We start from the raw sequence: 13582 nt of genomic DNA on the forward strand, positions 1-13582 counted from the left end.
TACCGCTGGTTTATACTCTTTTTTATCTATTACCATTTTGGCGATAATTTTTGGGTATTTTCACCAAAATGTTAATTTCTATTAATGCTTTACAGCTGGCTTGTACTCTTTTTTATCTATTACCATTTTGGCGATAATTTTTGAGTATTTTCACCAAAATGCTAATTTCTATTAATGCTTTACCGCTGGTTTATACTCTTTTTTATCTATTACCATTTTGGCGATAATTTCTCTTAAAATTTCAGAGGTGCCGCCTCCTATTGGCCCTAAACGACTATCTCTAAGTAGTCTTGCCATTGGGTACTCTTCCATGTAACCATAACCTCCAAGCATTTGAAGACATTGGTATATTACATCGTCTGCCATTTTAGTAGATCGCAACTTAGAAATGGTCGCTTCTTTAACAACATATTCTCCTTTATCTAATCTTGCTGTTACTGAATAGTTGAATTCTTTACAAACTTCCATATCTGCATACCCATCTGCCATTGTATGGCGTAATGCTTGAAATGTATTTATAGATTTACCAAAAGCTTGACGCTCGGACATATACTGAATTGCATATTCTAGTGCGAACTCGGCTCTTGCATGGGCATTTATTCCCATTATTAGGCGTTCTAATGCAAAATGCTGCATGATGTATGCAAACCCTTTATTTTCTTCACCCATTAAATTACTAGCGGGAATAACAACATTATCGAAAGCTATTTCTCCTGTATCTGAAGCTCGCCAACCAAGTTTATCAAGCTTTGTGGCTGTTACACCTGGAGTATCTCTATCTATAATAAACATACTAATCCCTTTATTTCCTAGTTCTGGATTTGTTTTAGCTGCGACTACAATATAATCGCTATACACTCCATTTGTAATAAAAGTTTTAGAACCATTTATAACATAGGTGTCTCCTTTTTTAACTGCTGTTGTTCGCATTCCTGCAACATCACTTCCTCCAAAGGGTTCTGTTACTGCCATTGCACCTATTAACTCTCCTGTAATACTTTTTGTTAAATACTTTTCTTTTATTGCCTCTCCTCCTTCTGCATTAACATGCGTCATAGCTAAATAGGCATGTGCCCACATTGCTGCAGCAAATCCTCCAGAATTTATTTTTTGTAATTCTTCTAAGAAAATCACTGTGTAAAACAAATCTAAGTCTAAACCTCCGTAAGCTTCAGGATATGCTATTCCAAAGAATCCCATTTCTCCAAACTTCTCCCATATAAAACGGTCTATTTTTCCCGTTTCCTCCCATTTTTCAATATGAGGGACAACCTCTTTCTTTAAAAAATCTTGTAAGCTTTCTCTAAATAATTGATGTTCTTCTGTGAAGTATCTGGTATCCATTTATGTTATTATTCGTTATTTCTAATTAATTGTCAAATATAATCTAATTATCTCTATTTTTTTTATTGGAAAGTCCTTTACTTTTGTTAATTCATCAATAGACTTAAATCCTTCTCTTAGTGTTCTCTCCTCAATAATATTATGTGCTATTTCGTAATCTATGTATTTAATAGTTACTAATTCGTCTCTAGTAGCTGTATTAACATTTAGTTTTACTGCTTTTTTAGGTAATTTAATAACACAACGTTCTTTAATATTTTCAATGACTTCTGGTGATAGACCATATATCTCTTGTAATTCTATTAAGGCAATAAAGCCTTTATTTTTAGTACGGTATTTTATAATACGCTCGGATAGTTTTTCGCCGATACCATATATTTTTTGAAGCTGGATAGCTGTTGCTGTACTTAAATCTATTTTTTCGTAATTATCCTTTAAAGTACGTTGATTTGTTTTAGAAAAATTAGCTCTAGGTTTTGGATTTTTCACCCAATCTGGAAACTTAAAATAGGGAGACATTGTTACCAAAAGAGAATCTGAAACTTTTGTTACATTTTGAAATTCTTTAGCAGAATTAACCCATTTATTTTGTGCTCTAAATTTTAATAAACGATCTATCTCTGCTGTGTTCATCCCCAAGACTGCTCCTTTATAATCTGATATGTAGTTTGGGTTAAAAGGAAATATTTTAGTTTTTTTATTATCTATTTCAACGTTTTTAAGAGAATCTATTTGAAGTTTAAACGCTTCTAACGTTTTTGTATCTACAGTAATTTCTTTTGATGGAAATTCTACAAAAGTATAAATACATTGTAATACTACTATGAGTAGTAGTAATAAAAAAATCCCTTTTCGTTGTTGTTTAGTTTTAACGAAAAGAGATTTAATAGCATTCATTTTAATATCTTATATTATGCTTTTTTTTCTTTTATAGCTTTCATATACCTATTAAATTCATCTTTTACTTTCGGCGCTAGAATAACTAAACCAACCATATTAGGAACCATCATTGCAAATATCATTGCATCAGAGAAACCAATAACAGACCCTAAGCTAGCCGCTGCTCCTATTACTACAAAAACACAAAATATAATTTTATATGTATACTCCATTTTTTTTGTTCTTCCAAATAAGTAAGCCCAACCTTGAAAACCATAATATGACCATGAAATCATTGTACTAAAAGCAAATAACACTACAGCTACAGTTAATACATAAGGAAACCATGATATAACAGATTCGAACGCTCCTGAAGTTAACAGAATAGCTTGAGCATCATTTAATCCCGCATTAGCAGACGTTACATTTCCTGTAATTACTAACACTAATGCCGTCATGGTACACACAACAACAGTATCTATAAAAGGTTCTAATAAAGCCACCATACCTTCACTTGCGGCGTATTTTGTTTTTACTGCTGAGTGAGCAATAGATGCAGAACCAACTCCTGCTTCGTTAGAAAAGGCGGCTCTTCTAAACCCTTGAACTAAAACTCCAATAGCTCCACCTGCAACTCCTTCAGGACTAAATGCTCCATTAAAAATTTGAACGAAAGCATCACCTACCATATTGAAGTTTGCAAAAATAACAAATAAAGATGCTGCTACATATATAACAACCATAAATGGTACTATCTTATCTGTTACTTTAGCTATTTTTTTAATACCTCCAATAATAACAACTCCGACACATATTGCCATAATAATACCAAATAACCATCCTTTACCATGTAAAAAAGATTCATTACCACCTGTAATACTTTCAACTAATTGAAATGCTTGGTTAACTTGAAACATGTTACCGCCTCCAAAAGAACCTCCAATAACAAATATCGCAAATAAAGCTGCTAATACTCTCCCTAAACCTGCAAACCCTTTAGATTTTAACCCTTTTGTTAAATAATACATTGGACCTCCATAAACAGTTCCATCTTCTGCAATATCTCTATATTTAACACCTAGCGTACACTCTACAAATTTTGAAGCCATACCTAACAGACCTGCTATAATCATCCAAAATGTTGCTCCAGCTCCTCCAATAGAAACTGCAATGGCAACTCCAGCAATATTCCCCAAACCTACAGTAGCTGATAACGCTGCTGTTAATGCTTGAAAGTGACTCACTTCTCCTTCATGACCTTCTACTGCTATAGTTTCTATAGCATCTCCTCCTGGAGTAGAATCTCCTGCCATCACCATAGATTCGTGGTGATCTAGATGATCATATTTACCACGAACAATATTTACAGATGTAAAAAAGCCTCTAATATTTATTAACTTAAAATATATGGTAAAATATAATGCTCCTAAGATTAATGGAAATAAGACCCAAAAGACTTTAACTCCTCCCCCAAAATCTATTTGATAAAATATGAAGTTAACAAACCATCCTGTAGCATCTCCAAATGCCTCATCTATTTTTTGATCTAAACCTTTTTCTGTAGTCTCTTGTGCAAAGGTTAAAAGTGGTAAAATTAATGTAAAAATTGAAAGAAGATATTTCTTCATAATATATTTTAGTTAGTTAATATTTATTTTAAGACCAGCAAGATGCAAAAAAATGATGACTTTTTAAAAGTATACTTATTAAATTATGCTTGTTATCATTTCATTTTAACAGGTTTTTTGTTAAAACTTAGTCTAAATTATAAAGTGAGTTTAATTTCTGTATTTGTTCTGGGCGACCTAAAACTATAATTTTAGAATCTGGTACTAGTTTTAATTCGGCTTCTGGGTTTACCAGATACTCACCATCTGATCCTTTAAAACCAATAACGGTACATCCTGTTTTGTTTCGTAAATCTAAATCTCTAATGGTGCGAATATTAGATGTATTGTATAGCTTATCTACACTTACTTCTTCTATATTTATGTTGTCGTTATCTTCTCCTACAATTCCTAAATTATCTATAAACTCTATTAAATCTGGCACAACGACTAAAGAGGCCATGTGGTCTCCTCCTATTCTGTCTGGTAATATTACATTATTTGCTCCTGCTAATTTTAATTTATTATAGGACGTTTCTTGAGAGGCTCTACTAATTATTTGCATCTCATTATTTATTTGCCTTGCAGATAATACTACAAACAGATTATCTGCATCATTTGGTAAAGCAGAGATTAATGTACTAGCTCTATCTATTCCTGCTTCTAATAGTGTATCGTCTTCATTAGCATTTCCATAAACAAAAGCGACACCTTCTTCTTGAAATTTCTCAATAATATCTTTGTCTTTTTCTATAATTACAAATGGTCTATTATGTGCTAGCAGCTTTTTGGCTGCTTGTTTTCCATTTCGTCCATAGCCGCAAATAATAATATGATTAGAGAGATTGTCTATTTTCTTTTTCATTTTCTTTTGTTTTAATTCTTCAAGACTATTTCTATTTACAATATGTTCTGTTATTATGGTTAATGCATAACCAACCACAACTACACTTGTAAGTATTAAAAATATTGTAAATATTTTAGCGTTTGCGTCTAAAGGTGCTACTTCTCCAAAACCAACTGTGGTAATTGTAATAACAGTCATGTACAACGCATCTATAACTGATACTCCTGAGAGCGCCATAAAACCAATAACACCAATAAGTAATAATGCCACAACCTGCATTATTGCTCTATATATTTTTACTTTAAAAATCTCATTTAGTAGATTATTCATAAATCGAAGACTGATGATCGTTTTGTATATAACATATCTTTAATACGCATCCAAAAGGCAAGGAATAAATATAAGGCAAAACCAAAACCAACGGTTACAAATGTAAGGTACATAAAAGAAGTTCTAACCACTTTTGCTCTTATTCCTAAACGATCTGCAATACGTTGGCAAACATGGTAACCATGTTTTTGGAAATATAGTAATGGCTTATAGAGCACTTTCATTTGTTTAATTTTTACTACTTTTTATTGGATTGGGTGTAATGTACCATTTAACTTTTCAATTGACATTAAAATTTGTTAATAGTTCATTTTATTTTTTCTAATTAAGTTTTAGCTTGTTATAGACTCCCATCGTAGTTGCAAGATAAAAAAAATGTGGTCAATTATATTAATTCTCTAGACTTCTTTACATTAATAATTCGTTTCCTATAACACATTGTAAGCATTTGTTTTTATTGCAGTATTCTGTTTTTAATTGAATTAATGCTTGGGATTGTAATGCTGATTTTGAAACTGGTTTTAACGTATTAAACTTATCTATTATACTATTCTTTTCTGAAGCAATTTGCTCCGTAATCTGCAAAACATCTTCTTCTATAGATTTCCCTTGGTATTTTGCATGACTAAATTTTAGAGGTATAATTGTATTTATAATTAATAAGTCTATAAATGATTTAGCCAGTTGCTTTGTTGTTGTTTTTGATTGTTTTCCAAAAGTATAATGTGTTTTCCAAAATGGAGATGTTTCTATTAAGAACAACTTATATAATTCTTCTAGTGTTTTTGCTTCTATAATTTTTGAGAACAGATTATGATGCAAATGATATAAATTAGCTAATTGTGATAATCGAATTGTGGGAAAGTTAATTGGCCTCAGCCTAAAATATTGTATGGGTACAACATTAGTATTAGATAATTTAAATTTCTGCTTTAAAAATTCATACTCCTTCTGTAGTTCTATTACATAGGACTCTTCCTCTTCTATTTCTAAAGCTTTTGCTTGTCCATAGAATAATGCTTCTAGACTTAATAAATTAGACTGCTGCTTTCTAACTATTGAAAAATCGAAAGAATTAGCCATACTATAAAATGATTCGCTATTAACTTTAAGTCCAAAGTTTTTGGCTAATAATTTAAATAATACTGCTTCCCAATTATTGGTTGATGTTTTCAATATTGTTTCTATAGCTTTAGACTTTCGCTCTAGTCGTTCAAAAAACAAACGCTCTAACCAATTATTAATCTTAAATGCATCAATTGTATTAAAATCTTGCTCACAATTAATCCACTTTTTAGAAGCTCCAAATAGTTTTTCGTATTTAGAGAGTGTTGTTTTAGAGATATAATGTTTAAGCTCTAATGTTTCTATTTTACTATTATCTTTTCTAAACACTTCTGTATCGTGTTCCCATACTACATGCAAAATAACATTATCGTAATTACTATCTGTTTCATGATTATGTATAAACCAGTCACTAGATTTTACATGAATTTCTACATTTCCAGCCCATAATTGATCTCCTATTTTTAATCGGGCATTAAAAAAATCTGGACCTGCATTAAAATTATGTTCACCTACATTAGCTATTGAGATAACCTCATTAGCTGTTGTTTTTAAATTAGGTGTATTAATTTTTTTATATTTCCATAAATAGTGTAAAAAATCTTCTTGCATAACAATGAAATTACAATTTTATTTATAATCTGCTAATAGATTTTAGTAAAAAAACAAGTAGTAATGGTTAACAGTAATTAACACTGGTTAACTATGCTTTATATTTTTAAGTTTCATCTTTGCTCTATAAAAATAACGATATGAAACGATTAATTTACATTACAGCATTAGCCCTATTTAGTATTATATCTTTTGGATACTCTCAATCTCCAGACATGGAAATGGACAAACAAATAATGATAAATGAAAATACTATTATTAAAGATGAAAAAGGAAAAAAGGTAGATATGATGACATTTATGAATTTAATGAATTCTGGTGAATGGATGGTAGACCCTAAAAAAGATAATAATGGTAATGATTATATGCAACTTAGAAAAGCTACTGAATCTGAAAAAGTAATGATTAAACAAATGTCTATGGAAGAAGAAGCAACTTCTAAGCTTGTGGGTACAAAAGCACCTTCTTTTAAAATGACTGATACCGAGGGTAATTTAATTACTTCAGAAAACACTAAAGGAAAAGTTGTTGTTTTAAATTTCTGGTTTACAACTTGTAAACCCTGTATTATGGAAATACCAGAGTTAAATAGCGTTTATGAAAAATATAAAAGCAATAAAAATGTTGTTTTTGCTTCTATTACATTTAATAAAAAAGAAGCTGTTAAATCTTTTTTATTAAAACACCCTTTAAAATATCCTGTGGTTTCTAATTCGAAAAATACAATAAACACTTTTGGTATTAGTGGATATCCTACAAATATTGTTATTGATAAAAAAGGGAATTATTCTGATATAACTAATGGTGGTTTCCCCGAAATAGGAAAGCATATTGAAAAGACTATTGAGAAAGCATTATAAAGGGTCTTCTTTTTAGGCAAAAGAAAAGCGGTATACTTATTAAGTTACCACTTTTTTATAATTGTATTGGTTATACTATTCTATATATCCCATTTCTCTCATCCAATCATCGTTAAACATTTTACCTACATAACGACTTCCGTGGTCATGGAATAAAACAACAACAACGTCATCTTTTGTAAAGTGTTCTTTAAGCTGTAATGTTCCTTTTATAGCCGCTCCAGCACTGTTTCCTAAAAACATCCCTTCTTCTTTAGATAGGCGTTGTGTATATACACATGCGTCTTTATCTGTTACCTTAGTAAAGCCATCTATAATATCGAAATCTACATTTTTAGGTAATATATCTTCACCAATACCTTCTGTTACATACGGGTATATTTCGTTTTCATCGAAAATTCCTGTTTCATGATATTTTTTAAACACAGAACCATAAGTATCTACTCCCCAAACCTTGATATTAGGGTTTTGTTCTTTTAAATATTTACCTACTCCCGATATTGTTCCTCCTGTTCCTACTCCAACTATAAAGTGTGTAATTTTACCTTCTGTTTGTTTCCATATTTCTGGTCCAGTACTTTGGTAATGTGCTTTAGCATTACTAGGATTGTCATATTGATTTACATACCAAGAATTAGGTGTTTCTTCTCCTAATCGTTTAGATACTGAATAGTACGAGCGTGGATCGTCTGGCTCAACTGCTGTAGGGCACACCACAACTTCTGCTCCTACTGCTTTTAGTATATCTACTTTTTCTTTAGACTGTTTATCGGCCATTACAAAAATACATTTGTACCCTTTTACTATAGCGGCTAATGCTAAGCCCATTCCTGTATTTCCAGAAGTTCCTTCTATAATGGTTCCTCCTGGTTTTAAACGTCCGTCTGCTTCTGCATCTTCTATCATTTGCAATGCCATACGGTCTTTTACCGAGTTTCCTGGGTTAAATGTTTCATATTTAGCAAGTACTAAACATGGTAATTCTTCAGTTAACTTATTTAGTTTTACTAATGGCGTATTCCCAATAGTCTCTAATATATTATTTGCGTAATTCATATCGTTTTTTTACTGGTGCAAAAGTAGTTAATTCTTATAGTTTATAGAGTTAAAATGTACTATAAAATGTTTTTATAAACACTCTATTCAAAGCGAATCGCTTTTACTGGAGAGATTCTAGTTATTATATAAGATGGTATTAATAGCATTAATAAGCATAAAATAAATGTTCCAATATTTAATAATATTATATAACCAGCGTTAATATAAACTGGTACTGTAGAAACATAATAGGTTTCCGGATTTAGAGGAAATAATCCAAAATATTTTTGAGCAAAGAGCAAACTTAAACCTATTAAATTCCCCCAGAATAATCCTAATAAAATAAGGTAAGTTGCATTATATATAAAGATTTTTCTTATTCCCAGATTACTAGTTCCTAAGGCTTTTAATATACCTATCATTTGTGTTCGTTCTAAAATTAACACTAATAATGCAGTAATCATGTTAATACCTGCTACTAGGATCATAATTCCAATGATACCATAAATATTTTTATCGAATATACCTATCCATTCAAAAACTAATGGATACTTATCTGTTACTGTTATTGAGTTTAATACAGATGGTATATTCTGAAAAATCTCAATTCCTTTTCTATCTAACTCATTGTAGTTTTCTATGAAAACTTCAAAATTTCCTACTTCATCTTTCTTCCATTTATTAAGGCGCTGTATATGCCTTATATCTCCTACAATATACAGTTCATCAAAGTCTTTGAATCCTGAATTATAAATACCAACTACTTTATAAGAAATTATACTTGGCGGCTTGTTTATATCCGATTTTATAAAGTAAGTATTAATCTTATCGCCTACATTTATTTGTAATCTATTTGCCAAATATTCTGATACTAAAACATCTTCGTTTCTAGATTTAGTATAATCTGGTAGTACCCCTTCTATTAAATACTCTTTAAAGTATTCCCAATTATAATCGCCTCCTACTCCTTTTACTATTATATATTCAAAATCTTCTGCTTTTCTAATAATAGCAGATTTTGAAGCTACTGCTTGTATGTGCTTTATACCTTCTACCGATTTAAAGTTTGGGTAAAACTCTTGATTAATTGATACTGGTGTCTGGCTTTCTTCTGAATTATTCGTGTCGTATTTGGCTATAGAAACATGACCATTAAACGCAACGACTTTATCTCGTATTTTTTGTTGTAAGCCTATTCCTGTTGCAATAGCTACCATCATTACAATAATACCTATAGCAATTGCTACAATTCCAATTTTTATTATTGGCGCCGATATGCTACTTTTATACGCTTTACTATCAATAATGCGTTTAGTTATAAAATATTCGAAATTCAATTTAGTGCTTATGCGATTTACTTTGTTCAAAAATACAGTTTTATTATTTATTCTTTTAGGAATTTCTTGCGGAAGTACAACCAAAACAGAAGTTGAAATCAATAATATTGTGGAAGCACACTCTGAAGAAGAAAGCAAAACTTCTATTAAAACAGACTTACCAATAATAGTTGGTGCAAACCAAACTCTAGATTATATCCCTCTAATAAAAGGGAAACGTATTGGTGTTATTGCGAATCAAACTTCTGTTATCTTTAAAACAGATGATACTTATACTCACCTTGTAGACTCGTTAGTTTCATTGAACATGGATATAAAAAAGGTTTTTGCTCCAGAACATGGGTTTCGTGGAAATGCAGATGCTGGCGAAGTTGTAAAAGATGGTGTAGATACTAAAACTGGACTTCCTATTGTATCACTTTATGGTAAGAACAAAAAACCTTCTCAAGAGCAATTAAAAAATATAGACCTTGCTATTTTCGACATACAAGATGTAGGTGCTAGGTTTTATACATATATATCATCTTTACATTATGTTATGGAAGCTTGCGCTGAGCAAAATATACCTTTGCTTATATTAGATAGACCAAATCCTAATGGTCATTATATAGATGGTCCTATTTTGGAAAAAGAGCATAAAAGTTTTGTTGGCATGCATCCTGTACCCATTGTACATGGTATGACTATTGGCGAATATGCTAAAATGATAAATGGTGAAGGCTGGTTAAACAATAACGTTACTTGTGAGCTTACGGTTATACCTGTAAAAAATTACACTCATAACCTCCCTTATAGTTTACCTATTAAACCTTCTCCAAATTTACCAAACGACATTTCTATTAACTTATATCCAAGTTTATGTTTTTTTGAAGGTACTAATATTAGTGTTGGTAGAGGGACATCTTTACAGTTTCAGGTGTATGGCGCTCCAACCTTACCTAAAACAGAGTATTCTTTTATACCTAAGCCTAATCATGGTGCTAAATACCCAAAGCATGAAAATAAAACGTGTAATGGTTATAATCTTACTCAATTAAAATCTTTAAATGCTCTAGATTTAAGTTTTTTAATTAATGCTTACACTATTACAAAAGATAAATCAGCTTTTTTTATTTCTAATGGTTTTTTTACTAAACTTGCTGGCACAAAAACATTACAGCAACAAATTGAAGATGGTTTACCTGAACAACAAATAAAAGCCTCTTGGAAAAGTGGTTTGGATGAATATAAGCAAATTAGAAAACCGTATTTATTGTATGATTAATGTTAATCATATTTTTTACCATTGGGTCTAAGATGTGTTTTTCTGTATTCTTCTCTACTTTGTTTTTTAACGGTTTTGTCGTTCCCTCTAAGTAGTGTTATATTGTAAGTTACATTTTTATTAGGGTTAGAGCTATTAACCAAATCTTCTGGTTTAACTATATTTATTGACCCTTTTTCTGTAGCATCCTTTTCTTTATTTATTACCAATACATTATCTGTAGCCCCATTAATAGCTTTTTCTTCTCTTTTTTTATCGTATTGCACCACGGGCTTTCTACTAATTGCTAGTCTTGATTTTTCTTTTACTTTACCCTTAGTTTTTTTAGTTTTATTCGGTTTTCTTTTTGGTGTTAAAACAACTCTTGTATTTCTTTTTTCATTGGTTTTATCGTCTTTTTTAATGCCCGATTTTAATGCTTTGGTTCTTCTTGAACCTTGTTTTTCTATAGATAAACTAGCTTCTATAATGCTTTCTTCTATATTAGCAACTGCATTTTTTGGTTTTAAGATTGTTTTTAACCTGTTAATTCCTAATACTATAATTTTATCTGCCCTATGTACTGTTATTGTAAACCGGCCTGTATCTAAGTGATGTAAAGGGATATTAACTTCCTTAAAATCTAAATCTACTATTAGTTTTTTTTTATCTGTATGGCTAAAAAAACTAACTCTTAATATATTAATTTCACTCTTTAGCTTAAGAGTATCTTTAGTTTTACTAAGTTCTTGAATTAAATCTTTTGCTCGATTATTAAAGTTTCTTTCTAATAAGGTAACAGAAACTTGTGAGTAACATATAGTACTACACAGCATTACACTTAAAAACAGACATAGGATTCTTAGATCTCTCATAACTAAAAAGATTACAATTAACTTGTTTTTGCTAAAAATCAATCAACAACAGGAGGGAGTTAAAAGTATTGCATACTTATAACTTTAATTATCATTTACACCTTAATTTAATAAAAAAGGCTTGATGTACATAAAATAATCGACGAAACACAAAATAACACTGATTATCAACTTATTTTAAAAAAAAAAAACAGTAAGAAATTCTCGTAAAAGTTTCTGATAGTCATTTTAGCAAAAAAATGATCAAAAAAAAAATGATTTACCATACTTTTTAAAGTATACGATAAATCATTTTTATGTCTTATAGTTTATTACGACATTAAAGTCTATAACTTAACATTAATCCTAAATTAGATATATTATTTTTATCTGTAAAAAATATAAAATTATCTGAAACTGAGTACCTTATCTCTAACGCTATTTTATTATACATAACACCGACCCCTACTGGAATATTAAAATACGAAGCTCTAAATTCTACAGGTAACGGCTCTTCACTGCCATTAAAACTGTTTACTTTAGTTACAGTAGTATTATTAGAGATTATTAAACTATATCCTGCTCCAATATTAAAGAACGGAGTAACTTTACGTTTATCTTTATGAAATTTATATCTAAATAGTACAGACAGTCCAATAGTACTGTAATCAACTTTTAAAGGGTCATATTTCACAAAAGAGGTTGACGGTTTATCATTATCATAGGATTGATTATACCTATTATATACTAATTCTGTATACATTGCCCACTTTTGTCTGTTCTTAGAAATACCTATTTCATAAGCAACACCTATACTTGGCGTTGATAAAGAACCTCCATCAAAGTTTTTTAAAGTAATTGCCCTACTCTCTATAGCTAGATTAGATGCAAAAAAACCAGCTGTAGCATAGAAATGACTTGTTTTTCTATTTAAATCTTTTGTATATCCTCCCTCTAGACTCGGATTTATGCAAGTATTATACTTTCCTATTAATTTAGATAATTCTTTTCTTTTATAACTTAAATTTTCACTAATTCTAACTGAAGAACATTCATTTAATAACAAACTTAACTGCCCTAAGTATTTTTTATTTGTAATTAAGTTATTATCATCATCTAAATAAGCTCTATTAGTTAACTCTATAAGATCATTTCCTTTCTTTGCAAAATAATGAGGTCTAGAATCATAATATTCATATAAACTAACATCCCCTTCTTCTAAAACGTTTAGAAACACCTTTTTTTCTGTAAATCGAGGTTTATCTGTTCTATTCATTCTTTGCAGTTTTTGCACAGTAACATCTAATTTTATTTTTTCACTAATAAACCTGTCTCCTTTCACTTTAAAAGACTTAACATCTGATACTCTAAATACTCTTAAAATGCCTCCACTTTTAAATTCAATTTTTTCCGGAGTAACTTTCCAGTCCTGATAGTTAATTTCCCCTTTTAAAGTGTCTCCATTGTTTATCACAACTTCACCTTGGACAAAGTTATCTTGAGCAAAAGCACTACAAGTAAATAAGATTAAAAAAAATCTAATAAATTTCATTCTAAAAATTGTTT

12 protein-coding genes are annotated in these 13582 nt (G+C 30.2%); 2 read left to right on the forward strand and 10 right to left on the reverse strand.

The features are described 5' to 3' along the window. Positions 1-171: 171 nt before the first annotated feature. From ACVC08_RS07410 to ACVC08_RS07435, 6 genes are all read right to left on the reverse strand, one after another. The gene (locus ACVC08_RS07410; protein WP_452601567.1) at positions 172-1344 is read right to left on the reverse strand and encodes an acyl-CoA dehydrogenase family protein; all 1173 of its coding nucleotides are present in this window, start codon (positions 1342-1344) and stop codon (positions 172-174) included. Positions 1345-1365: 21 nt separating this feature from the next. Next, positions 1366-2241, reverse strand: coding sequence for a ComEA family DNA-binding protein (locus ACVC08_RS07415; RefSeq protein WP_452601568.1), 876 nt, complete (start codon positions 2239-2241; stop codon positions 1366-1368). Between the two features lie 14 nt (positions 2242-2255). After that, positions 2256-3851: an alanine/glycine:cation symporter family protein gene (locus ACVC08_RS07420; protein ID WP_452598178.1), complete on the reverse strand. Its 1596-nt coding sequence runs from the start codon at positions 3849-3851 to the stop codon at positions 2256-2258. Between the two features lie 127 nt (positions 3852-3978). Continuing rightward, positions 3979-5007, reverse strand: a complete 1029-nt coding sequence (locus ACVC08_RS07425; RefSeq protein ID WP_452598177.1) for a potassium channel family protein — start codon at positions 5005-5007, stop codon at positions 3979-3981. After that, positions 5004-5231 (reverse strand): PspC domain-containing protein, encoded by a 228-nt coding sequence (locus ACVC08_RS07430; RefSeq protein ID WP_452601569.1) that lies wholly within the window; start codon positions 5229-5231, stop codon positions 5004-5006. The genes ACVC08_RS07425 and ACVC08_RS07430 overlap by 4 nt, the downstream gene beginning before the upstream one ends. A gap of 184 nt (positions 5232-5415) precedes the next feature. Beyond that, on the reverse strand, positions 5416-6684 hold the full coding sequence (locus ACVC08_RS07435; protein WP_452601570.1) for a DUF2851 family protein: 1269 nt from the start codon (positions 6682-6684) through the stop codon (positions 5416-5418). 140 nt (positions 6685-6824) lie between these two features. Between ACVC08_RS07435 and ACVC08_RS07440 the strand changes: the two genes are divergently transcribed. Then, positions 6825-7544 (forward strand): TlpA family protein disulfide reductase, encoded by a 720-nt coding sequence (locus tag ACVC08_RS07440; protein WP_452601571.1) that lies wholly within the window; start codon positions 6825-6827, stop codon positions 7542-7544. 75 nt (positions 7545-7619) lie between these two features. Here the strand turns inward: ACVC08_RS07440 and ACVC08_RS07445 are convergent, their stop codons facing one another. Both ACVC08_RS07445 and ACVC08_RS07450 read right to left on the reverse strand, forming a co-directional pair. Beyond that, on the reverse strand, positions 7620-8600 hold the full coding sequence (locus ACVC08_RS07445; RefSeq protein WP_452599322.1) for a PLP-dependent cysteine synthase family protein: 981 nt from the start codon (positions 8598-8600) through the stop codon (positions 7620-7622). Between the two features lie 83 nt (positions 8601-8683). Then, entirely contained in the window at positions 8684-9919 is a 1236-nt protein-coding gene (locus ACVC08_RS07450; RefSeq protein ID WP_452601708.1) for an ABC transporter permease, read from the reverse strand. Between the two features lie 10 nt (positions 9920-9929). Between ACVC08_RS07450 and ACVC08_RS07455 the strand changes: the two genes are divergently transcribed. Then, entirely contained in the window at positions 9930-11183 is a 1254-nt protein-coding gene (locus ACVC08_RS07455; RefSeq protein WP_452601572.1) for an exo-beta-N-acetylmuramidase NamZ family protein, read from the forward strand. A gap of 2 nt (positions 11184-11185) precedes the next feature. On the opposite strand, the gene ACVC08_RS07460 is transcribed toward ACVC08_RS07455, so the two are convergent. Then, positions 11186-12037, reverse strand: a complete 852-nt coding sequence (locus ACVC08_RS07460) for a hypothetical protein (RefSeq protein WP_452599320.1) — start codon at positions 12035-12037, stop codon at positions 11186-11188. 319 nt (positions 12038-12356) lie between these two features. Then, positions 12357-13568, reverse strand: a complete 1212-nt coding sequence (locus ACVC08_RS07465; protein WP_452601573.1) for a hypothetical protein — start codon at positions 13566-13568, stop codon at positions 12357-12359. Positions 13569-13582 lie beyond the last annotated feature (14 nt).

The sequence above is a fragment of the Pontimicrobium sp. MEBiC06410 genome (genome assembly GCF_053601615.1).

Coding starts and splice junctions, on each gene's coding strand:
- ACVC08_RS07410 (WP_452601567.1), bottom strand. CDS start 1,344: ATGGATACCAGATACTTCACAGAAGAACATCAATTATTTAGAGAAAGC.
- ACVC08_RS07415 (WP_452601568.1), bottom strand. CDS start 2,241: ATGAATGCTATTAAATCTCTTTTCGTTAAAACTAAACAACAACGAAAA.
- ACVC08_RS07420 (WP_452598178.1), bottom strand. CDS start 3,851: ATGAAGAAATATCTTCTTTCAATTTTTACATTAATTTTACCACTTTTA.
- ACVC08_RS07425 (WP_452598177.1), bottom strand. CDS start 5,007: ATGAATAATCTACTAAATGAGATTTTTAAAGTAAAAATATATAGAGCA.
- ACVC08_RS07430 (WP_452601569.1), bottom strand. CDS start 5,231: ATGAAAGTGCTCTATAAGCCATTACTATATTTCCAAAAACATGGTTAC.
- ACVC08_RS07435 (WP_452601570.1), bottom strand. CDS start 6,684: ATGCAAGAAGATTTTTTACACTATTTATGGAAATATAAAAAAATTAAT.
- ACVC08_RS07440 (WP_452601571.1), top strand. CDS start 6,825: ATGAAACGATTAATTTACATTACAGCATTAGCCCTATTTAGTATTATA.
- ACVC08_RS07445 (WP_452599322.1), bottom strand. CDS start 8,600: ATGAATTACGCAAATAATATATTAGAGACTATTGGGAATACGCCATTA.
- ACVC08_RS07455 (WP_452601572.1), top strand. CDS start 9,930: ATGCGATTTACTTTGTTCAAAAATACAGTTTTATTATTTATTCTTTTA.
- ACVC08_RS07460 (WP_452599320.1), bottom strand. CDS start 12,037: ATGAGAGATCTAAGAATCCTATGTCTGTTTTTAAGTGTAATGCTGTGT.
- ACVC08_RS07465 (WP_452601573.1), bottom strand. CDS start 13,568: ATGAAATTTATTAGATTTTTTTTAATCTTATTTACTTGTAGTGCTTTT.